The 23,952-nt window shown below is 38.6% G+C and carries 19 protein-coding genes and 3 pseudogenes; 11 read left to right on the plus strand and 11 right to left on the minus strand.

Going from position 1 to position 23,952, the window contains the following annotated elements; translation table 11 throughout:
- Positions 1-283: 283 nt before the first annotated feature.
- Genes recG through asnC form a run of 3 tightly spaced genes read right to left on the minus strand, consistent with a single transcriptional unit; the run spans position 284 to position 3,609 of the window.
- Positions 284-2,365: an ATP-dependent DNA helicase RecG gene (gene recG / locus H5119_RS17365; RefSeq protein WP_182703119.1), complete on the minus strand. Its 2,082-nt coding sequence runs from the start codon at positions 2,363-2,365 to the stop codon at positions 284-286.
- A gap of 57 nt (positions 2,366-2,422) precedes the next feature.
- Positions 2,423-3,109 carry a tRNA (guanosine(18)-2'-O)-methyltransferase TrmH gene (trmH, locus tag H5119_RS17370; RefSeq protein WP_182703120.1) on the minus strand — a complete coding sequence of 229 codons (687 nt, stop codon included), beginning with the start codon at positions 3,107-3,109 and terminating at the stop codon, positions 2,423-2,425.
- 41 nt (positions 3,110-3,150) lie between these two features.
- Positions 3,151-3,609 (minus strand): transcriptional regulator AsnC, encoded by a 459-nt coding sequence (gene asnC / locus H5119_RS17375; protein ID WP_182703121.1) that lies wholly within the window; start codon positions 3,607-3,609, stop codon positions 3,151-3,153.
- Between the two features lie 197 nt (positions 3,610-3,806).
- Here asnC and asnA point away from each other — a divergent pair, with 197 nt between their 5' ends.
- Positions 3,807-4,802 (plus strand): aspartate--ammonia ligase, encoded by a 996-nt coding sequence (gene asnA, locus H5119_RS17380; RefSeq protein ID WP_182703122.1) that lies wholly within the window; start codon positions 3,807-3,809, stop codon positions 4,800-4,802.
- Between the two features lie 124 nt (positions 4,803-4,926).
- On the opposite strand, the gene H5119_RS17385 is transcribed toward asnA, so the two are convergent.
- From H5119_RS17385 to gmk, 5 genes are all read right to left on the minus strand, one after another.
- Entirely contained in the window at positions 4,927-6,531 is a 1,605-nt protein-coding gene (locus tag H5119_RS17385; RefSeq protein WP_182703123.1) for a DUF342 domain-containing protein, read from the minus strand.
- Between the two features lie 312 nt (positions 6,532-6,843).
- Positions 6,844-7,236 carry a RidA family protein gene (locus H5119_RS17390; RefSeq protein WP_077536289.1) on the minus strand — a complete coding sequence of 131 codons (393 nt, stop codon included), beginning with the start codon at positions 7,234-7,236 and terminating at the stop codon, positions 6,844-6,846.
- A gap of 12 nt (positions 7,237-7,248) precedes the next feature.
- Positions 7,249-9,354 carry a bifunctional GTP diphosphokinase/guanosine-3',5'-bis pyrophosphate 3'-pyrophosphohydrolase gene (spoT, locus tag H5119_RS17395; RefSeq protein ID WP_077536288.1) on the minus strand — a complete coding sequence of 702 codons (2,106 nt, stop codon included), beginning with the start codon at positions 9,352-9,354 and terminating at the stop codon, positions 7,249-7,251.
- Positions 9,355-9,742: 388 nt separating this feature from the next.
- Positions 9,743-10,018 (minus strand): DNA-directed RNA polymerase subunit omega, encoded by a 276-nt coding sequence (rpoZ, locus tag H5119_RS17400; RefSeq protein WP_007378835.1) that lies wholly within the window; start codon positions 10,016-10,018, stop codon positions 9,743-9,745.
- Positions 10,019-10,142: 124 nt separating this feature from the next.
- Complete coding sequence (gene gmk, locus H5119_RS17405) at positions 10,143-10,763, minus strand: guanylate kinase (RefSeq protein ID WP_182703124.1); 621 nt, start codon at positions 10,761-10,763, stop codon at positions 10,143-10,145.
- A 383-nt stretch (positions 10,764-11,146) separates the two neighbouring features.
- On the opposite strand from gmk, the gene H5119_RS17410 reads away from it, so the two are divergent.
- From H5119_RS17410 to H5119_RS20555, 7 genes and pseudogenes are all read left to right on the plus strand, one after another.
- On the plus strand, positions 11,147-11,851 hold the full coding sequence (locus H5119_RS17410; protein ID WP_182703125.1) for an AHH domain-containing protein: 705 nt from the start codon (positions 11,147-11,149) through the stop codon (positions 11,849-11,851).
- Positions 11,851-12,438, plus strand: a complete 588-nt coding sequence (locus H5119_RS17415; protein ID WP_182703126.1) for a hypothetical protein — start codon at positions 11,851-11,853, stop codon at positions 12,436-12,438. The genes H5119_RS17410 and H5119_RS17415 overlap by 1 nt, the downstream gene beginning before the upstream one ends.
- A 276-nt stretch (positions 12,439-12,714) precedes the next feature.
- Positions 12,715-12,963 (plus strand): winged helix-turn-helix domain-containing protein, encoded by a 249-nt coding sequence (locus H5119_RS17420; RefSeq protein WP_259399019.1) that lies wholly within the window; start codon positions 12,715-12,717, stop codon positions 12,961-12,963.
- Positions 12,964-12,995: 32 nt separating this feature from the next.
- Positions 12,996-14,120, plus strand: a pseudogene (locus tag H5119_RS17425) (ISAs1 family transposase).
- Positions 14,121-14,562: 442 nt separating this feature from the next.
- A complete protein-coding gene (locus tag H5119_RS17430) occupies positions 14,563-15,561 on the plus strand; it encodes a YecA family protein (RefSeq protein ID WP_182703127.1) in 999 nt (332 codons plus the stop codon).
- 293 nt (positions 15,562-15,854) lie between these two features.
- Positions 15,855-15,956, plus strand: coding sequence for a type I restriction-modification system subunit M N-terminal domain-containing protein (locus H5119_RS17435; protein WP_259399018.1), 102 nt, complete (start codon positions 15,855-15,857; stop codon positions 15,954-15,956).
- An 88-nt stretch (positions 15,957-16,044) separates the two neighbouring features.
- Positions 16,045-16,182, plus strand: a pseudogene (locus H5119_RS20555) (IS5/IS1182 family transposase); the annotation flags it as partial.
- A gap of 491 nt (positions 16,183-16,673) precedes the next feature.
- Here H5119_RS20555 and H5119_RS17445 read toward each other — a convergent pair.
- The 3 genes and pseudogenes from H5119_RS17445 to H5119_RS17450 form a co-directional block, all read right to left on the minus strand.
- Positions 16,674-20,099 (minus strand): ATP-binding protein, encoded by a 3,426-nt coding sequence (locus H5119_RS17445; RefSeq protein ID WP_182703129.1) that lies wholly within the window; start codon positions 20,097-20,099, stop codon positions 16,674-16,676.
- Between the two features lie 331 nt (positions 20,100-20,430).
- Positions 20,431-20,576 (minus strand): annotated as a pseudogene (locus tag H5119_RS20790) (IS3 family transposase); the annotation flags it as partial.
- Positions 20,577-20,715: 139 nt separating this feature from the next.
- Entirely contained in the window at positions 20,716-21,576 is an 861-nt protein-coding gene (locus H5119_RS17450; protein ID WP_182703130.1) for a YicC/YloC family endoribonuclease, read from the minus strand.
- Positions 21,577-21,755: 179 nt separating this feature from the next.
- Here H5119_RS17450 and rph point away from each other — a divergent pair, with 179 nt between their 5' ends.
- From rph to H5119_RS17465, 3 genes are read left to right on the plus strand one after another with little or no spacing between them, the layout of a single operon-like run.
- Entirely contained in the window at positions 21,756-22,469 is a 714-nt protein-coding gene (rph, locus tag H5119_RS17455) for a ribonuclease PH (protein ID WP_002958890.1), read from the plus strand.
- Between the two features lie 18 nt (positions 22,470-22,487).
- Entirely contained in the window at positions 22,488-23,132 is a 645-nt protein-coding gene (gene pyrE / locus H5119_RS17460; RefSeq protein WP_182703131.1) for an orotate phosphoribosyltransferase, read from the plus strand.
- Between the two features lie 56 nt (positions 23,133-23,188).
- On the plus strand, positions 23,189-23,569 hold the full coding sequence (locus H5119_RS17465) for a diacylglycerol kinase (RefSeq protein WP_033029967.1): 381 nt from the start codon (positions 23,189-23,191) through the stop codon (positions 23,567-23,569).
- The last annotated feature ends 383 nt before the right edge of the window (positions 23,570-23,952 follow it).

Here is a 23,952-nt window from a genome sequence, read left to right on the forward strand (position 1 = left end):
ACCCGTTACAGCAATGTGACGGGTTTTTTGCTTTCTGGGATTTAGTAAATAGCCAAGAGCACATGCCGAACTCAGTAGTGAAACGAAACAGCTCGAAGGCGAGCCCCACGGAAGGCCGCCCCGACGCAAAGATAGTATCCCATTAGCACTGTAGCTCTCCACCGCTATGGGCACTACGACATTCTACTGCGTAGCGCACCGACCTCAAATTATAGAAAGTCCGACTAGAAATAGTCGGGCTTTTTTACGTCTGCAGAAAAGTGAAAATGTGTTTTCAGGTAGTTTAAGCTTGTGCGTAGTTTGACTTATTGCCAAGCCATCTATGAATCAGGGGATCTACACTTTGAGGGTATTGTTTTAGCATTTGCAGCGCAATAGGCCTTACTTGATTAAGTGTTTGTTTGTCGCGCGTTAAGTCTGCAATTTTAAATTCCGCTAAGCCGGTTTGTTTTGTGCCGAGGACTTCACCTGGTCCGCGTATTTCTAGATCACGCTCCGCTATTACAAAGCCATCATTACTATCTCTTAGTACACCAAGTCGCTTTTGAGCGGTATGAGATAGTGGTGCGTGGTATAAAAGTACACAATGCGATGCTGTGGCACCACGGCCAACTCGGCCACGTAACTGATGGAGCTGTGCTAAACCTAAGCGCTCAGGATTTTCTATTATGATTAAACTTGCGTTAGGAACATCCACACCTACCTCGATAACGGTAGTGGCTACTAATACATGTATATTTCCTGCTTTAAACTCACTCATAATGGCTTGCTTTTCAGCTGACTTCATTCGTCCATGAACGAGACCTACGCTCAGCTCTGGTAATGCCTCTTTTAATTGCAGTGCACTATCTTCAGCTGCTTGGCATTGCAGCACTTCAGATTCATCAATTAGTGTGCATACCCAGTAAACTTGACGACCTTGATCATTGCAGGCTAATTTAACACGCGCAATAATATCGTCTCTACGTGTATCAGGCAGTGCGACTGTTGTAATTGGAGTCCGCCCCGGTGGTAATTCATCAATTACAGAGGTTTCTAAGTCAGCATAAGCTGTCATGGCAAGTGTGCGTGGAATAGGTGTTGCAGTCATAACCAGTTGATGAGGGTAACAATCAGCAAATTTTCCTTTTTCGCGTAGTGATAAACGCTGATGTACACCAAAGCGATGTTGCTCATCAATAATTATTAGCACTAAGTTATTAAACTTTACTTCATCTTGAAATAAAGCGTGAGTACCTACAATCATTTGCGCTTCACCAGAGGCTATTTTTTCAAGTGTTGCTATACGTTCTTTACCTTTTGTTTTACCGCCAAGCCAAGCAACTGTGATACCTAACGGATTAAACCAAGTTGTAAAATTAACGCCATGTTGTTCAGACAAAATTTCAGTAGGAGCCATTAAAGCAACTTGAAAGCCCCCTGCAATCGCTGTTAACGCACTTATAGCCGCGACTAAGGTTTTGCCTGAACCTACATCGCCTTGCACTAAGCGCATCATTGGATATGTGTGTTGCATATCCCCTTTTATCTCAGCCACTACTCGGCTTTGTGCATTTGTGGGTGCAAAAGGAAGCTGCTCTAAAAATTGACTTTCTAATGTATTTACCGGATTTAATGCCACGGCTTTAACTTGTTGCCCTTGCTCTCGTACTTTTAATAAACTGAGGTTTTGTGCAAGTAGCTCCTCAAATACAAGGCGTTGTTGTGCGGGGTGCATACCTTGCTCTAGTGCGGTTATATCAACATCATTTGGCGGGCGGTGCAGTAATAGTAAAGCATCGCTTAAAGCCATATTTGATGGCTGAAACTGCGTAGGAAGTAGTTCTTCTACCGAATATTTGTTTAGTAAGTCAATAGCCTGTTCGCTCAGGGCTCTAATTGAGAGCTGCTTTAAGCCTTCGGTTGTTGAATACACGGGCGTTAACGTTGTTACTGTGGGTTGCTCATTATGAGTATCGCTGATGCTATATTCAGGATGATTCATTTCAAGTCCCACACGCCCACGACGTACTTCACCAAAACAACGTATTATTTTACCTGCAATGAACGCATTTTTTTGTGCTGCGGTAAAATTAAAGAATCGAAGTGTGAGCCTACCTGTGCCATCATTTATTTGGCAAACCAGCATTCGCCTTTTGCCAAAGGTAACCAGGCTTGTTTCAATCGTTGCTTCCACACTTACATGGCTATGAAGCGATAACTCGTTTATTGCATATAAGCGAGTACGATCTTCATAGCGAAGAGGTAAGTGGAAGAGCATATCTTGTACGGTACTAATACCTAGCTTCAACAAGCGCTCGGCCATTTTTGGACCGACCCCTTTAAGTTCTATTATTGGATATTGGCTTAAGCTAGGTTTAGACAAAGTAGGCTCAATTTTTATTATTTAGTGAGTTAAGTGTACTTATACAGTGTAGGTGCATCAAGTATGTTTTAAAGCTTGCCAAAATTGTTCACTGGCAACTATTTCACCATTTTCATCAAGTGCAGGGTATGGCAATTTCTTTTGTTTACATTGCCTTGCAATAATAGGATGGCAGCCTTCGAAATAAAGCGGGTGTTTAACTTCTGCGCTGAGCATATCTCTGTTATACAAACCAGCAAGCTCGCGCTGGCGCTGTGCTTCAAACAAAATTAGTGCGGCAGCAACCGAAACATTTAGTGATTGCACCATGCCTTGCATTGGAATAATAATATTCTGATCTGCGTACTCTAATGCTTTTTCAGATATTCCTGTTTTTTCTTGGCCAACAATAATAGCAGTTGGCTTGGTGTAATCTACTTCTCTAAAATCAACAGCGTTTTCAGATAGATGCGTTGCTAGTATTTGTATTTTTGGGTTACGTTCACGCATTGCAGTAACGGCATCATCAATATTTCTATGCAGATGAGTCTCTAGCCAATTTTTACTACCACCTGAGGTATTATTAGTAAGCCATTTTTGTTTTTCTGGCCATACAGCGTGTACGTGATGGCAACCTACTGCGTCAGCGCTACGCACGATTGCAGATAAATTATGATGTTTATGTACGTCTTCTAAGCACACTGTTAGGTCTGTTTGGCGGCGCGAAAGTACATCTTCAATTCTTTGATAGCGAGTTTGCTGCATGGTGATCCTCTTTTTTCGGCAATTATACGAGATTTTTACAGTTAAGGCATTACCGTACGACTAATTGGGTTTTGCAGCGATATAAGCGTTTCTGTTGATTGGATTGCTTCAATGGCTTGGATTTTGTTGATTAACACATCTTGCAAGTGATCAATCGATTTCGCCATTACTTTAATAAAAATACTGTAGTTCCCCGTTGTGTAATAGGCTTCAACCACTTCCTCCAATGCTTCTAGCTTAATTAGTGTTTGCGGGTAGTCGCGTGCATTGTTTAAATTGATACCTATAAAGCAACATACATCATAGCCTAGCTGCTTAGTATTTATTGTTAATTGAGTGCCGGTGATGATCCCTGCTTGTTTCATTTTTTCTATACGAACATGAATTGTACCGGCACTTACATTAAATCTTTTTGCTAATTCGGCGTACGCAGTACGGGCATTTTCCATTAATGCATGAAGTATCTGTTTATCGAGATTATCGATTAAGTAATTTTCCACTATATTTTTCTCATAAAATTATCGAATATATTGTTTTTATACCACTTAATTAATGATTTTTACATGGTAAAGCTATTTTTGTTGTTGGATGTTGAGTTAATTCATTAAATTGTTACATTAACTTCATTAAAGGTGCTTATTGGAGCGCTTTGTATCAATTAAGCAAGTAACAATAACTGGGAATGAGGCCAATTATTATGAGTTCACATTATGTGCTGCAACAGCAGCAAATAAGTAAAGTTAAGCAATTTTTTTCACAACAACTAGAAATCCAACTTGGGCTCATTGAAGTTCAAGCACCAATTTTGGCTAAAGTGGGTGATGGCACACAAGATAATCTCAGCGGGCATGAAAATGCAGTTGCTGTAAAGGTTAAAGCTATTACTGATAGCGACTATGAAGTAGTGCACTCACTTGCAAAGTGGAAGCGTAAAACATTAGCAACTTATGGCTTTGGTGTTGGTGAAGGTATTTATACGCAAATGAAAGCGCTGCGCCCTGATGAAGATTCATTAAGTCCTATTCACTCTGTTTATGTTGATCAGTGGGATTGGGAAAAAGTAATTAACGAAACGACAGAGCGATCGCTGGCAACACTTAAGCAAACCGTTCAATCTATTTACAAAGGGATTAAAGAGACCGAAGCTTTTGTAAGTGAAGCTTATGATTTAATGCCATTTTTACCAGCTAACATTAAGTTTGTACACAGTGAAGAGCTACGTAAAATGTATCCTGATTTTAGCGCTAAGCAGCGCGAAAAAGCTATTACACAAGAGTATGGGGCCGTGTTTTTAATTGGTATTGGTGGGGCATTAGGTGATGGAAAAATTCATGATGTAAGAGCCCCTGACTACGACGACTGGTCTACACAGACGTGCGATGAATATATGGGTTTAAATGGTGATATTTTAGTATGGAACCCCGTACTTGAAGATGCTTTTGAAATATCATCAATGGGTATACGTGTAAGCCCTGAGGTTTTAAAGGCGCAGTTAAGTATCACTGGGGATAAAGACCGCTTAGAATTTGATTGGCATAAAGCTTTATTACAAAGTAAATTTCCGCAAACTATTGGTGGTGGAATAGGGCAATCGCGTTTAGTCATGTTACTTTTGCAAAAGCAGCATATTGGTCAAGTACAAGTGGGAGTATGGCCGCAGCATACACATGCAGAGGTTAGCGGCTTACTATAGTAAGCTGAACTCTGGCTAGAGAAAATAAATTTAAATATCCTGATTATTTAATGCGTTAGCAAACCTATAACCAGAGTTCAGGTTATAGTAATAAAATCAAAGTGCTAAACGCACTTTGGTTTTATTACGTTTTAAACTCAATTTCTATTTTATTATTTTGCAGCCTAACATTACAGGGTGGGTAATTACGCGTTGTTTTAAGTACTTTATCAAAAATATGAATTTCGACCCCTGAGTGCAAAATAGCATTTACGGCAAGGTTCGCATCACTGAGTAGATCGTGTAAGTCATGATCTAAAGTCGAAAGGCGTTTTTCCAATTGCTCAGCTTGTTGGCAATAGTGTAATTGGGTTGCCCCAATTTTTGCTATCAGCTGGTTTTTCTTTTCGGTATCTTTGACTTGGTCGGCTTTTTCAAGAGCATTTTGTAAGGTGTCTAACTGCTGATCTGTTTTTGCTAAATCTTTAAAGCAGTTATCTGTGTCTGCTGTTATTTCGGCGCCTGAGGTTGCTAAATTAATGACCATTTTAGCGCCTGATTCATTACCAACCTCACCAGCTATAAGCGTTGTCGCATCCAATATTTCACCACCAAATATTTTACCTTTAGGTAAGTCTGTTTGCCCAACTTGCAGTAAGCGTTTTGCTTTCATTATGCAATGGCTCGTTTGGCGCTCGATGAATATATTAGTCGCTTCGATATAACAATACTGAGAATGGGATACATGAATATCACCAGCGGATACGAGTTTACAGGATAGTGATTTATCTTCAGGTTTTTGATGGCCAATAATACCTTGTTTCACGGTTATATTACCGCCTGCCGTAAGCTCACCTGATTCGACCGTGCCAAAAATCGTAATATCGCCTTTGGCCGTTACTCTCATTCCTGGATCTATGTTACGCGTAACAATTACACTACCTTCAAAATCAATGTGACCACTTTTTACATTCACGTCAGCAATAGTAAAAATGTCATCAACGCGCATTCCATTATTAATTTCGACGGGCACGCCTGAAATAGTTGAGACTAATTCCATAGGATTAGATTTAGAGATTTCAGTGCCTTCACCAGCAACTAATTGCTTGTTGTCGCCTGGTTTTGGGGTAAGTATTTCTCCGGTAACGGTAAAACCTTCTTTACCTGGTGTCGCTGGTTGTTGGCGAATAAGAACGGTACCTGGCTCTACGCTTGCCAGCTTACCAAAATCGCGCATATCAACATTGCCATCTTCTTTTAGCTTAGGGGTTTTTAGGCGATCTTTAAGGGTTTTTACTGTTGTAGTAAGTTTTGTCGCTAAGCCATCACTGGGTAAGCGGCCTTTTGCTAAAACTCCTTTTACAACAGTGCCAGCAGGTGCCTTAAGTTGTTTTTGCAGTAACTGTTCTAAAAATACTTGTTTGTAACCGCGCACAATACCTGCTTTTACGAGCTGTTTTTTAGCTACTTCTAAGCTGAGTAATTTGCCGCCTTGAGCCGCAGTCAGCTCCCCTACAGCAAGCATTTTATCATCATTGATAACCACCTCTAATGCGGCGTCGTGTTTGCTTGCAACAATTAAAATAGATTCGCTACTTTCGCTTTTAAAAAAGTTATTTATAGCATCAAGATCTATTTTACAATCACAAAAAGTTGATTTTTCGAGCGCTTCAATTACAAACGCAGCGCTTGGAGGCGCAGTGGCGTTTATATCGAGTAAAACGTTTCCATTATGATCAAGCTTAAACACGAGTTAATCCTTTTTTGCTACTGAACCTGAACTCAGGTTAAGAGATTTACTAACATATTAAATTATAGTGATATTTAAATTTATTTTCTCTAGCCAGAGATTTTTAGTAAATTCAACGCAGTTAGCGCTGAAAATAGCTGCTTGAGATAGATTTATTATCCTGAGTTCAGGTTAAGTTATGTTTGTATTAATAACCTAATTATAGAGTGCTATTAATTTACTTTTGAGTCAAGAAATCAAGAAAAACAAAGTGGTGTAGGAAGAGGCAAGAAGGTTTGAGCTATAGCGAAGGTCTATAGCTCAAAAATAATATTAGTTAGTTGAAGGAAGCTCCATAATGCCATCAATCTCAACTTGCACATTTTTTGGTAATGCACGTACTCCAATCGCGGCACGCGCTGGGTATGGCTTTTTAAAGTATTGGCTCATTACTTCGTTAACAATAGCAAAGTTTGATAAATCAGTAAGGTAAATATTCACCTTAACTAGGTCGTGTATCTGACCGCCAGCTTCTTCACATACAGCAGCAATATTTTTAAATACTTGATGTGTTTGTTCGCTAAAGTCTTCTGATATAACTTCCATGGTTTCTGGCACTAATGGGATCTGGCCAGATAAATAAACAGCGGTACCAACTTTAACTGCTTGGCTGTATGTGCCAATAGCTGCTGGTGCTTTGTCGGTAGAAATAAATGCTTTATTCATGAGTTTCCTATTTTACTTTTTACGATAGACTTTTTGAACATCAGGCATTACACGAATTTTACGCATAATGTTAGCAACATGGACACGGTTTTTAACGGTGACCCCTAAATCTATCACGTATAAATTACTTTCTTTTTCATCGGTGGCAATTTCGACAATATTGGCTTGGGTTGTAGCAACAACATTGGTTAATTTTGCTAATGCGCCTTGATGATTAATAATTTCAACCCTAAGCGCAGCAATGTATTCTTTTTCTGGGTTATCGTCCCATTTTACAACAAGGTATTTAGAGCGTTCATTTTCCCAACCACGAATGTTTTTACATTCTTGGCGATGAACAGTCAGGCCTTTACCTTGGCTTACATGCGCCGTTATAGCATCGCCTGGTACAGGGCGGCAACACTTAGAGTAATTAACTAACATGCCTTCGGTGCCGATAATAGTTGCTTTGGCTTGATTAGTAATATCGGTTAAATCATCATTTTCGTTTTGTAACAAGCGTTTAGCAATTAACATACTCATTAGATTACCAGAGCCTATTGCGACTAATAGTTCAAGTAATGTAGAAAGCTCATGCTCTTCAAGTACGCGTGCTATATTTTCATCAGCAATACTATCTAACTTATTTTCACCTAATGCTGAATCAAGTAAACGTCTACCCAATAACAGCGCTTCTTCATGATGCTGACTTTTAAGGTAGTTACGAACACCCAAACGTGCTTTACCGGTAACAATAAAGTTTAGCCAAGTTGCATTTGGGTGCGCGCCAGAGCTTGTAATGACTTCTATTGTTTGGCCGGTATCCAGTGCTTTACTCAATGGATAAGGTTTACGATTTACTCTTGCCCCTACGCACGTATTACCAACGTCAGTGTGCACAGCATATGCAAAATCAACAGCGGTTGCGCCCATCGGTAATTCAACTATCCGACCATCTGGCGTAAATACGTAAATTTCTTCAGGGAATAGCTCAGTTTTCACGTTTTCAATAAATTCAAATGACGAACCAGCACTTTGCTGAAGCTCTAATAAGCTTTGCATCCATTGACGAGCACGTTGTTGTGACGTATTACCCGCGCCATCACCCGATTTTTTATACATCCAGTGTGCGGCCACGCCTTTGTCTGCCATATGATCCATATCGTGAGTACGAATTTGGATCTCAACAGGTATGCCGTGTGGGCCAACTAAAGAAGTATGAAGCGACTGATAGCCATTGGTTTTAGGCACTGCAATATAGTCTTTAAAGCGCGTTTCAATCGGCTTATAAAGACTGTGAGCAACACCTAATACGCGATAGCACGTATCCATAGAGTCAACCGCAATTCTAAACGCGTAAATATCCATGACTTCGTTAAATAACAGCTCTTTATTAAGCATTTTTTTATAAATACTATAAAGGTGCTTTTCGCGGCCCGATACCGTCGCTTTTATGCCTGATTCTTCAAGGCGTGCTTCAATTTCGTTTTGAATATTTGAAATAACTTCTTTTCGATTACCACGTGCTTTTGCAACTTCAGATTTAAGTGCACGATGGCGCATAGGATATAGAGCTTGAAAACCTAAATCTTCAAGTTCATTTTTAATATCGTGAATACCTAAACGGTTTGCTATTGGCGCGTATATTTCTAGTGTTTCGCGTGCTATACGGCGGCGTTTATCGGGGCGAAGTGCGCCCAATGTACGCATGTTGTGAGTTCTATCAGCAAGCTTGATTAAAATAACTCGAATGTCTTGAGTCATTGCCATAATCATTTTACGGTAGTTTTCAGCTTGGAATTCTTTTTTGTCTTTAAAGCTGAGCTTATCGAGCTTACTTACACCTTCAACCAATTCAGCAACCGTTTCACCAAAAATTTCGGCTAAATCTTGTTGGCTAAAATCGGTATCTTCAATTACATCATGCATTAACGCCGCCATGAGCGTTTCATGGTCAAGATGCATGCCGGCAAGAATTTGGGTTACTTCAACAGGATGAGTTATGTAGGGCTCGCCGCTTGAGCGAGTTTGTCCTTCATGGGCCTCTCGGGCTACCACGTAAGATTTTTGTACTAGCTCCACATCTGCGGCAGGCAAGTATTCAGAAATTTTCTTTTTTAGACCTTCAAAAAGATACATTTACACTCCAATGTTCTAGGGCCTGTTGACCTTTGTGGATTAAAATTTGTTCAATCTAGGGGCGATTTAATCGCGGCGCGAGGTTTTTAGCCTAGCGGGCTAAGTAAAAACCGAGCAACAAAGAGTAAATTGCCCCTAGGCAGAACCCTTCGGGCAGCGTATGTTTGGCATTTATGCTGCGTTATCGCCTATTTATGGGGAATAACCACACTACATAGGCTTTGCCTTGCCTAAATACCAAGCGTGCTGCTGCAAATTTAACCTCGAAAGATAAACAGGCCCTAGTGAAGTAAATTAGGTAAGTTACGAATATACGATGAAAACAGAGGATTGCCAACGGCTATAGTAGAAATACTGCGCCGTTGGCTAAATCAGACCGGGAGGTCGATTATTGATTGCCACCAACAATGGCAGCAACAGCAGCTAGTTCTGCCGCTTCTTGGTGTTGTTGTTCTTCACGGTCAATTAAGTCCATTGAAGCACTATCAACTAAACCTAATTCAATTTCACGTAAAGCAACAACCGTTGGCTTATCGTTTTCAGGGTCTACTAGTGGCGTTTTACCACCAACAGCAATTTGGCGGGCACGACGAGCCGCAACTAAAATTAAGTCAAAACGATTACCAACTGCATCTACTGCATCTTCAACTGTTACGCGGGCCATCACAGCACTCCAAAATAATTTAAAAGCAAAGGCGTAGTTTACTCCAAGGAGCCACTTTCGCCAATAGCCAGTGTTCAATTTTTATCTGTTTTACTTACCTAAGCCTAATTTAAATAGGCTTAAATTATTTAAGTAGACTATTTAGTAAAACTTGATGGCGATTTTCTTGTGCTTTTAGTGTTAAGCGCTGCGCCATTACAATTATTTCTATATCAGCAAGTGCGCTCTCAAAGTCATCATTCACAATCACAAAGTCATACTCGTTATAATGCGACGTTTCTGACTGAGCCTTTGCCATACGAGAGGCAATAACGTCAGCCGAATCTTGACCACGATTATTTAAACGTTGCTCTAGCTCTTTTTTTGAAGGAGGCAGTATAAAAATGGTTTGTACGCTTGGCATAATTTTGCGCACTTGTTGCGCGCCTTGCCAATCAATATCTAAAAATACATCAATACCCGCATCAAGTTGCGACTCAATCGCCTGCTTTGATGTGCCATAGTAATTATCAAATACTTGAGCCCATTCAAAAAAGTCATTTTTTTCAATCAGCGCTTTAAACTCATCTGTAGCTACAAAATGATAATGCACGCCATCTTCTTCACCAGGGCGAGGCGAACGAGTCGTATGCGACACCGATACTTTCATATCAGTATGCTTTTTTAATAACGCATTGATTAAGCTTGATTTACCCGCACCAGATGGCGCTGATAAAATAAATAGGTTTCCGCGAGTGTGTGCCATTTTAATCTCTATCTAAAAATAAATAGGCTTGGGTTATAAATAACGCAAGCCTTTAATAAATGCATTGTACTTTATTTAAGTGAATTTTCTCAAGTTAGCCACAAAGGTTCAAATAATATTATTCTATGTTTTGGATTTGAATATAGTGCGCGCTTTTTAATTTTATAATTATCAACGGGTTAATGTTTTTTATTGCCTGTTTTTTACTTTTAGTAACCGCCATGGTAACCACTTGGAATTGCTTTCTGGTACATAGAGATTATTTTACTAAAAGAAGAAGCAAGCGTAAGTCAGTACCGAAAAACATATATAAAAATTGATTAACTGTTTAGTTTTTGTATTATACACCCAATCATAATCAAATAATCAAGGAAGAGTGTTTTATGAAACCGCTGCACGCATATCCTCATCCCGAGAGACCTCAAAATCCTTCACCATTAGAAATGGCTATTTATAACTATGAGTTAAAAGCTAAAGAGTTCCATAACAAGCGGATAGCTCAAAAAGGGCCGACGAGTGAAGAGCTTAAAAATAATATGGCTCGTGACTTTAATCATTTGCAAAAAGAGAAAGAGAGAATTACAGCTCATGCTCGCTTACAAACAGATTTAAAAGAATATCGTGATCTGAGTGCAAGTTCTTCAGTTACGCAATTAAAACAAGAAAAGCATCATCCAACGAAAAAACTTGCTCGTCACTTGGCTGCAATAGGGGAACCTAAACCAACTAATTTGCACGAAGCTCATCATATTATTTGTGGCAAAGGGCAGTACCAATCAGCGAACATGTTACAAACAAGGCTTAACCTTCATCTACATGGAGTCGGTATTAACGATCCCATCAACGGCGTATGGTTAATTAATTTTGAAAAAAATAAAGAACAAAATTGGGATAGTCCAGCTTCGCCGCCTCATCGAAAACTACACAGATATAATTATGAGACATGGATAAATACTAACTTTGGCAATGCGGCTACACCTAAAGCTTTATTTTTGAATAGGCTAAAAACTGTTAAAGTTAAAATAAAAACGGGTACTGTACCCGCAGGTTTACTTGCACCAAAAGACGAAAACTGGAAGGCTTTATAGTGACTGTATATCAAATCAAAAACGAAGCTTACACATACGACGTAATCGACTTTGATATTGTTGAACTATCAAAAATACTTTCAAAGCACAGTGACCTTGAACCAGATACTGTATTAAAGATGTTTATGTCAGCCTCACTAAATAATATCGAATTTAGTCATCTATGGCCCGAGGGGTTAAATTTTGATTATTTTGGTAAAGCTAAAAAGCAAGACTATGACATATCGCTGCTAGGCAAATTTCTAATAATGAAGATGCCAGTATATGAGTTATTGAAAGAGCGTTTAGCAAGTTTTGGAGAGTTTTTACCCGTTAAAGCTGAAGGCAATAACATGATGTTGTTTAATTTGCTTACCTTCGGACAAGAGCAAAAAGACATGTGTTTAACCAAATTCGAAGATGGCTTTGAAGACGGTTTAGAGTTACTTACCTTTGAGCAAGACGACATACAAAGCAAGTTATTATTTAAGTCTAAGCTGGAAGGTGCTCAAAAAGTATATTGTACTGATGAGTTTAAAAACATCATCCAAAGTAACAAACTTAAAGGCTTAGTGTTTGACGAAGACTTACTAGATCCGTTTGTTTGATTTTATACTTATAAAGTGTATTTATCACTCAAGTATACTTCTTAGGTATATACAAATATCTTGAAATTATACTTTTAAGCTCTACAATTTGACGTAACAACATCCCTCCCGCTACCCGTAAGCTCAGCGCCCTGCGAGGGGTTAATTATTTATAAAGCACAGTAAAGCTGCTTACATAACCTTTGCCCCATAATCTTAATTTGTATATTATCTCAACTAATAAGAACAATGGATTAGCTGTATAGTTATTACTACTATGGCTTGGCAGGGAATAGTATGTCGTTACCCGATTATCAATCATTCATGACCCCATTACTGCAATGTTTAGCTAATGGCAAAACCGTAAAACTCAAAGAGATTGAGGCAAACGTTTATCAAAACCTGAGGTTATCGGCAGAGCAGCTTAAACTGCGTATCCTTAGTGGAAAGCAAACTTATGCTTACCATCGTTTGGGGTGGGCTAAAACATACTTAGTACAAGCAGCAGGGCAAGATCATGAACTTTCCATTTTGAGCCAAGTGTGATCAAATAGGCTTCTAATTCATAGGAGTCTCAAATGTTATCTGCCTTTAATGAACATTTTTCACCAATCCCTGAACATCGCCAACAATCAAAAGTAGAGCATAAGCTTCACGATATCCTTCTAACACTCGTTGTTGGCGTTATCTGTGGCGCTGATGGCTTGGAGTCAATTGAAGAAGTGGCGCATAACAAGATTGAGTTGTTAAAAAAGTATGGCTCGTTTGAAAATGGCATTCCTGTTCATGACACCATTGCACGAGTGGTCTTTTCGTTAGAGCCCCAAACGATACAAAGTTGCTTCATTAACTGGATGAAATCAGCACAGGAAAAAACACATGGCGAAGTTATTGCTATCGACGGAAAAACAGTTCGCGGCTCTTATGATAAAAAATCAAAGAAAAGTGCAATCCACATGGTGAGCGCATTTGCAGCGAACAATGGTGTTGTATTAGGGCAAGTTAAAACCGCAGAAAAATCAAATGAGATAACCGCAATTCCCGCATTGCTTGATTTACTAGATATTAAAGGCAGCATCATCACGATCGATGCGATGTGATGTCAAAAAGCAATTACTAAAAAAATACGTCACAAAGAAGCCGATTATGTTATTGCAGTTAAAGGTAACCAAGGACATTTACACCAGTCGATTAAGGATTTTTTTGAGATTTGTCAAAGCGATAAATTTAAAAATGTAGAGCATGCTTATCACGAAGAAGTTGATAGTGGGCAGGGCAGAATTGAAGTTCGTGGGTATTGGATAACAGATATTCTGACGAGCATTAATGATTTAACTTCGCAATGGGATGGATTAGTAAGTGTGGGGATGGCTGAATCAGAGCGACATGTAGATGGAAAAACAAGTAGGGAAATCCGTTATTTCATCTGCTCTGTAGAAGCTGACGCAAAAACATTCGGGAACGCGGTTAGAAAGCATTGGAGCATTGAGAATCAGCTACACTGGGTACTTGATGTCAGTTTTAATGAAGACTTGAGTCGTGTTAGGCATTCAAACGCAGCTGAAAACATGTCCGTAATTAGGCACCTTGTTCTCAATTTATTGAAACTTGAAAAAAGCTGTAAAAAAGGTCTGAAAGCTAAGCGTTTCGAAGCTGCACTCGATACTGATTATGCAGATAAAGTTTTACAGCTTATTTATTGAGCATACGTAATCTTACCCTGAGCGTACTTCGTTAATTGATTTATCTTCCAATGTTTTATGATGTGTCTAATTATTATTAATTGAAAGGGTATGCAGTGTTATAGTAGCTTGAATACATACTCGAAGTTTCTCGTTTAAACTAGGGCGTGTTGATCTTTGGTGGTTGAATTTGCAGCAGTGTGTTTGGTTTTTAGGCAAGGCAGCGCCTATGTAGTGTGGTTATTCCCCATAAATAGGCGATAACGCAGCATAAAGACCAAACATGCGCTGCCCTTTGGGTTCTTTCTAGGGACGATTAGCTCTTTGTTGCTCGGTTTTTACTTAGCCCACTAGGTTACAAACCTCGTGCCGTGATTTAATCGCCCCTAGATTGAACAAATTTCAATCCATAAAGATCAACACGCCCTAAGCTAAAAAATATTAATTAAAGGGGCTGTAAATCATGAAATTAGGCCGTAACGATGTTTGCTCATGCGGCAGTGGTAAAAAACATAAACACTGCTGTATGGATGACGTATCAAAACTACACACAAAAATGCTTGATGACGTAGAGCAAGTTATAACAATGAACCCCAACATTGATATTAATGAATTAAATTTAGTCATTCAAAACAGGAACGAGTATCACAATACCAGTGCTAAAAAAGAATTTTTCGGCCTTACTCCTTCACAAATGAGTAATTGGTTATACGCACCGTTTAGCGAACTAGAACATGTAAATATTTGCTTATCAGAGAGCTTATTAACTAGCCCTGTAATGCGCTATTTACAGTTAATTATTGATGAGGCTGTGTTACAAGGAGGCTCATTTAAAGCAACATCTAAAGGTAATTTACCTGCAAAATTAGTGAGGCAGGCTACAGGCATTTTATCTGAATTTGAGGTAAGCCAATATAATACGAATGTGAGTATCAGCGAGTTTGCAGGCAGTAACGAAGATAAGTTTAATGCATTACATTATGCCCGAGTCCTTGCTGATATTTCAGGTATTATTTATCTAAAAGGCGGTCGTTTTTATGTAAAAAAAACAGTCCTTAAACAATATCAAACACAAGGAATTAAAGCGTTCTTTTTACCAATGTTAGAAGCAGCAAGTAAAAAATATAATTGGGCGTACTTTGACCACTTTACAAAAAATGACAACTTACATACTCTTTGGCTATTTATGATCTGGCGTTTACAGGCGCACAGTTCAATAAATCAGCTAATCGAGGACGTAGCCATTGCTTTTCCTAGCTTGCTGCAAGAGTTGCCCAGTGATGAATATTTTTCTCCAGAGGTTTTACTGGGTCATATTATTCACTCTCGTTTTATTAATCGTTTTCTAGTATTTTTCGGATTTGTGACAGTACCCCCTACTCAGTCTGTAAATGGCAAACGTGTTGAGCCTAAACTCAATGCTTTAACGTTATTTTCGCAAACATTTAAATTTTCAGTGTAGGGTGCAGAGAGTTTCAACTTGCTATTTAAATTTAAGCTGAAAGGCGCTCAAAAGGTCTACAAAAATATAATCCAAAGTAACAATCTTAAAGGTTTAGTATTTGACGAAGACTTGCTAGAACTATTTGTTTAGCGCCGCTTAGTTTGCAGGCCAAAGCCCTAGTCTAGGCGTTAGCACTAAAACAGATATTTTCAGTAATCGCTTAATTGCGATTACGTTATAAAAAATTAATAAGCGCGCATGCAGTGTGCTAGTAGAAACCTCTACACAACCAATTAAGAGAACACACAACAATGGTTCAACAACACCAACAAGAATTAAAAAAGCAGATTTGGAATATCGCAAACAGTTTACGTGGCAACATGTCGGCTGACGATTTTCGTGACTACATATAGGGGATATTGATCTTTCAAGTATACTTTTTAAACCGCATAGTAAGCAGGTATAATTTACTTCGCCAAAAACAAAGAGTAGCGACTCACTATGGCAAGACTAATGTTAACAGATGAACGTAGGGAAATACTGTACAAAGCAATGTTAAGTTCGGGGAGAATTTATGATAAGCCAGCAGATCGAATAACGATTGAAGGAATACTCTATCGGATGCGAACAGGTTTGCCAAAATTAGTTGACCACTACACTGGCATGGATTGGTACCTGTTTGGAAGAGCTAACGTGGTATTCAATGAAACCGATAAAAACGCTCAAGAACAGCTCGTTTTACTGGTTAAATTGGTTTTGGATGATATTGGCGAGTTGAATAAACTTCCGCCTGTAACACAAAGATCACTGTTACGGATAATAAGACTCATGGCTGAACGCCAAAATAAAACGGCAATAGCTATACTTAGCAAATACTTTGAATGATATTTTCAAAATATTATATTAATCTAAAATATGTACTTACACAAAATTTGTTACAGGCCCCAAAAATCATCAGCATGATAAATAATTCAACTAACTTTGTCATGCGTGTTCATCCAATTTTGTCAAAAGGTCGGATCTAGAAACCGCTATTTAATTCAATTTCTTAAATTATATTCAGGCTATTTCACACCTTAAACCTATTTAAATGCGATTCTGCTTACCCAACATTAAAGGTTCGAATTAAACTAACCAAAGTTAAACTCTACTTCTGTAGAAGCTTGCTTTGTCATTACCCTATTTTCTTCGTAATCGCCATACAGCACTGATTCTTTCTCGGTAAAGTGGTCAAAGCTGTCATAGCAATTCATACCTCCTTGCTGTAATTCAGAGGATAAAGTATCAGTAGACCAGTCGTTGATATCTCCGATAACAAATAAGTGATGCTTTGCCCGAGTAACGGCCACATTGAGTAAATTAGGTTTCCCATTAACCCATGTTATACCTCCTGCTTTATTACGCACCTTAGACGCTGCAGTACATATAATCACAGTTGAGGCTTCTTTCCCTTGAAAGGTGTGAACTGTACCAATATTATCTTCTGAAAAAGTAGCTAAGCTTTGTTCCTGCTTGCTTTCGCCTAACGCTTCCTGCATCCAGCTATGATTTCCTGATTCGTTTGATCTACTTTTCCACTCTTTCTTCAATACAGCACTCATATTAGAAAATGGTGTAATTATATATACCCCCCCAGCAACCATTTCTGGTTGCTCTTCAACCAAAAACTGAATTACGTCAAGTGCAACTTTCGCTTCTTTTTGATTAGCATATCCCTGCTTATTTATTTCATCAGGTTTTTCCGAAACGTTTATCCAACCACTCTGAATAGCCTTCCACTTAAAAGGCTGACTCGCTAGAACCATGCGGTTGTCGTACGCAATTTTATTTGCCACTGAAAACATAGGCTCGTTGCATCGTCTATGCACTAATAGAGGAATACCCACTTTTCGCTCACCTATTTTTGCAATGTATTGCCCTGCATTATCACCAAGGGACTGAGCAGAGCTAGCACTAACCATGTAATCATCTCCCCATTGGCGAGCGGTATCTTTTTTAGAAATAGGAAGAAAATCCGCTGCTATAGCTAAGTCAATCGAAGGTGGCATTGTTACTACTGGCTCAAGCTGGATAGGATCTCCAACAAAAATAGTTTGCCTACTTCTCTGTAAAAGGCCTGCCACATGATAGTTAACAGCCTGACCCGCTTCATCGATCATTGATAAACCAAACCCACCTGTTTTTTGCATTAACTTAAACTGATTCTCTACTGAAGAAAGTGAAGTACTGATCACAGGAAAAAACAAAAACAATAATGACCATAACTGCTGATGCTCAGGAATAGCTTCTTTAGTTTCTAGTCGACCATCAATAAGTTGACCAAGATTCCCCCAGTGCTTTTTAAACTGACTTGCTCCTTGCTCAAGAATCGCTTCATTCAATGCCATAGCATAAATAAATAATTCACTTCTACAACGGTTTAGCTCTTCACTTCCTAAAGGTGATTGTTGTTGCAATCTTTTTTCTGCTTCTTCGAAAGGTTCGTCACTTCTTTTCGAATAAGCCTTTGTACCAATTAAGTGTCTATCATGATCAAACACCCATTCTTTAGACGATCTATCAGCTAACTTTTTTATCTTTGCAAAGGCATTTTCAAAATCACTTTTAGCTGTTTTAAATTTTCGTTCACTATGGTCTTGATGAAGCTTTTTACCAAACCACTGTTTTTTAAAAGAATCTAAAGCTTCTATCACTGCTAGCCATTGTTCATTAGTAAATTTCGCCCAATTAGTTGAAAACGTATCTATTGATAATTCTGACTGTTCTATGCTAATTAACGCGTCTGTAAAAGGTAAGAAAAACTTATTATACTTATTGTTAGCATGACACTTCTTAATATCACTGGCCAACAACATAAGCTTCTCTTGCTCTTGTAATGACTGAACAAAGTTAGCAATAACTTCTTTTGCACTTTCTTTGCCTTTTTTCTTCAAATCTTTCATTAAAGAATCAAGGTGAAAGAAATCACTCACTTTATTAAGATGCGCAGAGAGCGCCTTCAAAAGTGGTTTAAATGCTTTACGGTTTTTTGAATTCCCCAACACTGCACAAAACACCCCCCAGTCACCTTCTGGGGCAACGTTTTTAAAATGCTTGGTTTTGGAGGAGAACGCTTTATAAAGTTTTGATAAGGAAGGTAATTCTTTAGATATATTCTCAACAGCTTTATTATTGCTAGAAGCGACAACCATACTATGTTGCATAATTAAGCGAGTTACTTCTTCATCACTGAACCAGTCATCTTTATCGCTAAGCTCCTTTAATAACAGAGTACGCGAAACAAGTTTGTCAGCAATAATATCTTTTAATAATGTTGTTTTCCCTGTCCCTGGAGGGCCATTGACAGCAACAACAGGGTTATCTCCTGCCTTTTTTGCTGTATTCACAGCAAATGACTGTAGCAAACTAAGGCCAAACTCGGGGTTCTCAGGCCAACGTCCATATATAATGCCATTAGTTAAAGGCCAGAAAAAGTCGCCTTGGTTAACTGCTTCCGGGACTTCGGTTTTATCCTTACGTCCGAGTAAATAAGACCTCAAAGGTAAAGACAAGCCCTTTGTACCCCATTTACTAACGGCTGAAATGGACCTTTCAAGATCATCAACAAAAAATGGACCGAGTTGTTTACTCTCTAACCCATCCGGGTAATAACAAAAACGCCAACGAAATGTAACGGCTCCTGATTTTTTTCCAACTTCAGGTATATCTGAGTTGGAATCATAGCTAGAATCAATTGGTTGGCATTGTTCTATCATAAACTGTCGAGATAATTCATCAGGCCAAAATTGCCCCGCTAACTCTCTGTTTAATAAAAGAATTCTTTTACTCAACTCTGTTGATGTCAGCGGCGTATTTTCATCTTCAGGCAGAAAACCTGAGTGGAGAACTGTTTCTATATTTTCCATTCGAGCTTCTACCCATTCAGACAAGCTCATACTATCAGGGATAGATGAATTGCAGCGACGATATAATGTACGAATAGTTGCCAAGTTAATAATCAGGTCTTCAACTTCTTCTGAACGTGACCATACAATAATCTGCCTATCTTCATCCCAACGAGGTATTAGTGCTTGTCCAACAAGGTATGTACGAGGCGTGTTATAGTTAGGGTGTTTTTCATCATCTTTAGCAATATAGCCTGCGCGATGACATTGAAACATAATCATTAAACGGCTATTTTCAGTTATTTCCAGTTTGCCATCTTTGAACTTGTCTTCGGCTTGTTCTATCCAACTTGTTTTAAACTTATCAGCCGGTTCGCTGATAAGATTCTTTTTATAATCAACAGGACACTCGGGTAAATCAAACAACTCAGCATCTAACCAGTAATTTAGGATACGCTGGCAGCGATCCTTATTTTTATTTTCGTTGATAATTGCATTATCTACTTCCGGGGTAGCTTTTGGTTCTTTATGTCTTACTTTGAAATTATTGATTTTCTTCGCTGAGCTACTAGAAAGTTGGGTCGTTAGAGTTGAGCTACTAGGAGTAAAATCTATAAATGCTTTTTTTCGGCCAAATAGAGCATGTAAAGCGGATTTGAAAATCCCTATCATTTAAATTATTTCCTTATATTTAGTAAGTTGCAGACAAGATTGCTAAAACTTAGTTTTAATATTTATAAGCTTGTTCTTCATTATTATTTATTACTGTTTCCACGGTATCCCCATTCATAATATAGGCGGGCAGTAGAATATCTACGTGGTTATTATTTTAGTTTTTGTATCGTCTAACTCGATGTTAGGTTGTTCATTATTATAAGTCCATAACCAATCTTTAGGTATATCTTGTAACTCACTAATACTACTGTAAATATAGTAGCTTAGCCTGCCGTGTTGAACCATGCTACATAAGGTACCTGAATGAATAATTAGTATATTCAGATTAATTGTCACACCTTATAGATGTAGGCTTTCCGCGCCATTCTATAATTTGATTAAGTGACCAATAACACGCTCGGCTGGGAGTGATAATTCAGCACCTTTTGTGAGTCCTTCGTGATTATAATCATCAGTCACACTGAATAAATGATAGCTTCTATTATTTTTCAGGGATTATTACCTTTTACTAGTTAGCCGTTTGAATGGGTACGGTAATTTAATAAATAAAGAAAACAAAAAACCTAGCAAATGCCAGGTTTTATAGAAAGTTATGGACGTGTACTTAGAGGTACTACTCTATATTCTGGATCTGCTCTCGCATTTGTTCAATTAGTACTTTTAACTCTACAGCTGCAGTAGTAATGTCACTATTGATAGATTTAGATGCTAGCGTGTTAGCTTCACGATTAAATTCTTGCATCATAAAGTCTAAGCGGCGGCCACATGCGCCTCCTTTTTTAAGGATTTTTTTAGTTTCTTTAACGTGAGACTTTAAGCGATCTAACTCTTCAGCCACGTCTTGTTTTTGCGCAAGGTAAATAAGTTCTTGTTCAAGGCGCGATTCGTCAATGTTTGCGGTTAAATCCTCTAGCTTTTGAGCCAGTTTTTCACGCTGCCATTTAGTAATTTCTGGCATGTGCATTTCTACAATTTCTACTTGTTCTAAAATCGCATCAAGACGGGTTGCTATCATTTCTTCAAGGTTTGCACCTTCATCGCCACGCGCCGATTTAAAATCTTCAATTACTTGATCAAGACCAGCTATTAGTGCTGTATTAACGCTATCCATATCAAGCTCTTGTGCTTCCATAACACCAGGCCAACGCAATATATCAACAGGGTTAATATCGCCATTACTTTGTTGTTGAACCCATTTGGCACTATTTATTAGTTGCTCGGCAAGCGCTTGGTTAATTGATAGCTCGCCAACGTGGGCAGGGTTTGCAACAAATTTTAAAAAAACTTCAACTTTACCGCGTTGTAAGTGTTTGCGTAAACGCTCACGAATAACTGGCTCCATGCCACGAAATTGCTCTGGTGCGCGAATAAATGTTTCAAGGTAACGCTGGTTAACAGAACGAACTTCCCAAGTGCCAGTGCCCCAATCGCCTTTTATTTCGCGACGCGCATAAGCTGTCATACTGTGGATCATGGATGATTTCCTAAATTTATAAATACAATATTACGATGATTATATCGTAACACTGCTTAAGCTCTAGGGAAAATTTAAAGCACTGAATGTTTTACATACAGCTATTTATTTAAATCAGCATGGTATCTACACCCACATACACTTATAATGTCGCAAATTCTGAATTAAGGGGATCGTCAATGCGTCCAAGCGAAAGAACACCTAACCAAATTAGACCTGTTACATTTACACGTAATTATACTTTGCATGCTGAAGGTTCAGTACTTGTTGAGTTTGGTAACACCAAAGTACTTTGTACAGCTACAGTTGAATCGGGCGTTCCTCGTTTCATGAAAGGCCAAGGTAAGGGTTGGATCAACGCTGAATACGGTATGTTACCGCGAGCAACGCATACACGTAATGCTCGTGAAGCTGCACGTGGTAAGCAGGGCGGTCGTACTATGGAAATTCAACGCTTAATTGCACGTGCACTTCGTGCGGCTGTTGACTTAAAAGCACTTGGCGAAAACACAATTACTATTGATTGTGATGTTATTCAAGCTGACGGCGGTACACGTACGGCTTCTATAAGTGGTGCCTGTGTTGCACTTGTTGACGCACTAACGCACATGCGTGCAAAAGGTATGATTAATTCAAACCCACTTAAGCATATGATTGCAGCTATTTCAGTTGGTATTTACAAAGGCCAAGCAATTAGCGATTTAGAATACATTGAAGATTCAGCTGCTGAGACTGATATGAATGTAATTTTAACCGAAACAGGTAAAATTATTGAAATTCAAGGTACAGCCGAAGGCGAACCTTTCTCGTTTGATGAGTTAGATGAGTTACTTACTCTAGCTAAACATTCTATCCGCGAAATTATTGACGTACAAAAGCAAGCATTAGCATAAATAGGTAGGCCACTAGATATGAAAGATTATCAAAAAGAGTTTATAGAATTTGCTCTAGAGAAGCAGGTATTAAAATTTGGTGAGTTTACTTTAAAGTCAGGCCGTACAAGTCCGTACTTTTTTAATGCCGGTTTGTTTAATACAGGTCGTGACTTAGCGCGTTTAGGTCGTTTTTATGCATCGGCATTAGAAGATTCAGCAATAGAGTACGATGTATTATTTGGACCTGCCTATAAAGGTATCCCAATAGCGACAACAACAGCTGTTGCATTAGCTGATCACCACAATAAAGATGTACCGTACTGCTTTAACCGCAAAGAGAAAAAAGCACACGGTGAAGGTGGTACATTAGTAGGCTCAGAACTCAATGGCAAAATAATGCTAGTTGATGATGTAATTACCGCAGGTACCGCTATTCGTGAGTCAATGGAAATTATTGCACAAAATGGCGCAGATCTTAGTGGTGTATTAATAGCATTAGATCGCCAAGAAAAAGGTAAAGCCGAGTTATCAGCTATTCAAGAAGTTGAACGCGACTTTAATACCCAAGTAATCTCTATTGTAAAATTAGCAGATCTTATTAGTTACCTTGAAAACCAAGGAACGATGGACGAGCATTTAGCCTCAGTTAAAGCGTACCGTGATCAATACGGCGTAGCATAAATAAAAAGCCTCGCAGTGCGGGGCTTTATTTTGACCTTCATTTATAGAGTTTATTAATGAAAGATGTATTAAAACCAAATGGCTTAGGCCTTAAGCGTGTTTTCAAAGCAAGTTATTGCTCCTACCTTGGCTTTAAAGCTGCATTTAAAGAAGAAGCAGCATTTAGACAAGAACTACTCCTAAGCCTTATATTATTCCCTATCTCATTTTGGCTTGCCTCATCACTATTACATTGGGCAGTTCTAGTAAGCTCATTGCTTATTATACTAATAGTTGAATTACTAAATTCTGCCATAGAGGCATTAACAGATCGGGTAAGTACAGAATTACATGTATTGTCAGGTAGAGCTAAAGATATGGGATCTGCAGCCGTAACACTTTCATTAACGATCGTGTTGATCATCTGGGGTATAAGCCTTTATATGAAGATCGCTTAACTCTATTTTTAATATAAGGTGAGTTAAAACGCGTTTAGTTGTTAATAATTTGCTAGTTATGTTCTGTTTTTAGGCTGTTTAGCTCAAATACTCAGCGAACAGCACATTATTTCAAGTTTTATTCAAAAAAGGGTTGATCTGTTTTCGGATCTCCCTATAATGCGACCCCACTGAGACGGGAAACGCCAACGCATAGCGAAGCACGAACTACTCAGGGTGTTAAGTAAAACTTAGTGTTGATAAATATAACGTTTACCAAAATTAAGTGTTGACAAAAAAATAGGAAAGCGTAATATGCGCAGCCCTAGCGAGATAAAGTTTAACTTTAACCGCAACGTTCTTTAACAATATAAAGCAATCATCTGTGTGGGCACTCGTACAGA

The sequence above is a fragment of the Pseudoalteromonas sp. SG45-5 genome (assembly GCF_014164085.1).
In the GTDB taxonomy this organism is placed as follows: Bacteria; Pseudomonadota; Gammaproteobacteria; order Enterobacterales; family Alteromonadaceae; genus Pseudoalteromonas; species Pseudoalteromonas aliena.

Coding starts and splice junctions, on each gene's coding strand:
- trmH (WP_182703120.1), bottom strand. CDS start 3,109: ATGCAGCAAACTCGCTATCAAAGAATTGAAGATGTACTTTCGCGCCGC.
- asnA (WP_182703122.1), top strand. CDS start 3,807: ATGAGTTCACATTATGTGCTGCAACAGCAGCAAATAAGTAAAGTTAAG.
- H5119_RS17390 (WP_077536289.1), bottom strand. CDS start 7,236: ATGAATAAAGCATTTATTTCTACCGACAAAGCACCAGCAGCTATTGGC.
- spoT (WP_077536288.1), bottom strand. CDS start 9,354: ATGTATCTTTTTGAAGGTCTAAAAAAGAAAATTTCTGAATACTTGCCT.
- rpoZ (WP_007378835.1), bottom strand. CDS start 10,018: ATGGCCCGCGTAACAGTTGAAGATGCAGTAGATGCAGTTGGTAATCGT.
- gmk (WP_182703124.1), bottom strand. CDS start 10,763: ATGGCACACACTCGCGGAAACCTATTTATTTTATCAGCGCCATCTGGT.
- H5119_RS17410 (WP_182703125.1), top strand. CDS start 11,147: ATGAAACCGCTGCACGCATATCCTCATCCCGAGAGACCTCAAAATCCT.
- H5119_RS17420 (WP_259399019.1), top strand. CDS start 12,715: ATGTCGTTACCCGATTATCAATCATTCATGACCCCATTACTGCAATGT.
- H5119_RS17430 (WP_182703127.1), top strand. CDS start 14,563: ATGAAATTAGGCCGTAACGATGTTTGCTCATGCGGCAGTGGTAAAAAA.
- H5119_RS17435 (WP_259399018.1), top strand. CDS start 15,855: ATGGTTCAACAACACCAACAAGAATTAAAAAAGCAGATTTGGAATATC.
- H5119_RS17445 (WP_182703129.1), bottom strand. CDS start 20,099: ATGATAGGGATTTTCAAATCCGCTTTACATGCTCTATTTGGCCGAAAA.
- H5119_RS17450 (WP_182703130.1), bottom strand. CDS start 21,576: ATGATCCACAGTATGACAGCTTATGCGCGTCGCGAAATAAAAGGCGAT.
- rph (WP_002958890.1), top strand. CDS start 21,756: ATGCGTCCAAGCGAAAGAACACCTAACCAAATTAGACCTGTTACATTT.
- pyrE (WP_182703131.1), top strand. CDS start 22,488: ATGAAAGATTATCAAAAAGAGTTTATAGAATTTGCTCTAGAGAAGCAG.
- H5119_RS17465 (WP_033029967.1), top strand. CDS start 23,189: ATGAAAGATGTATTAAAACCAAATGGCTTAGGCCTTAAGCGTGTTTTC.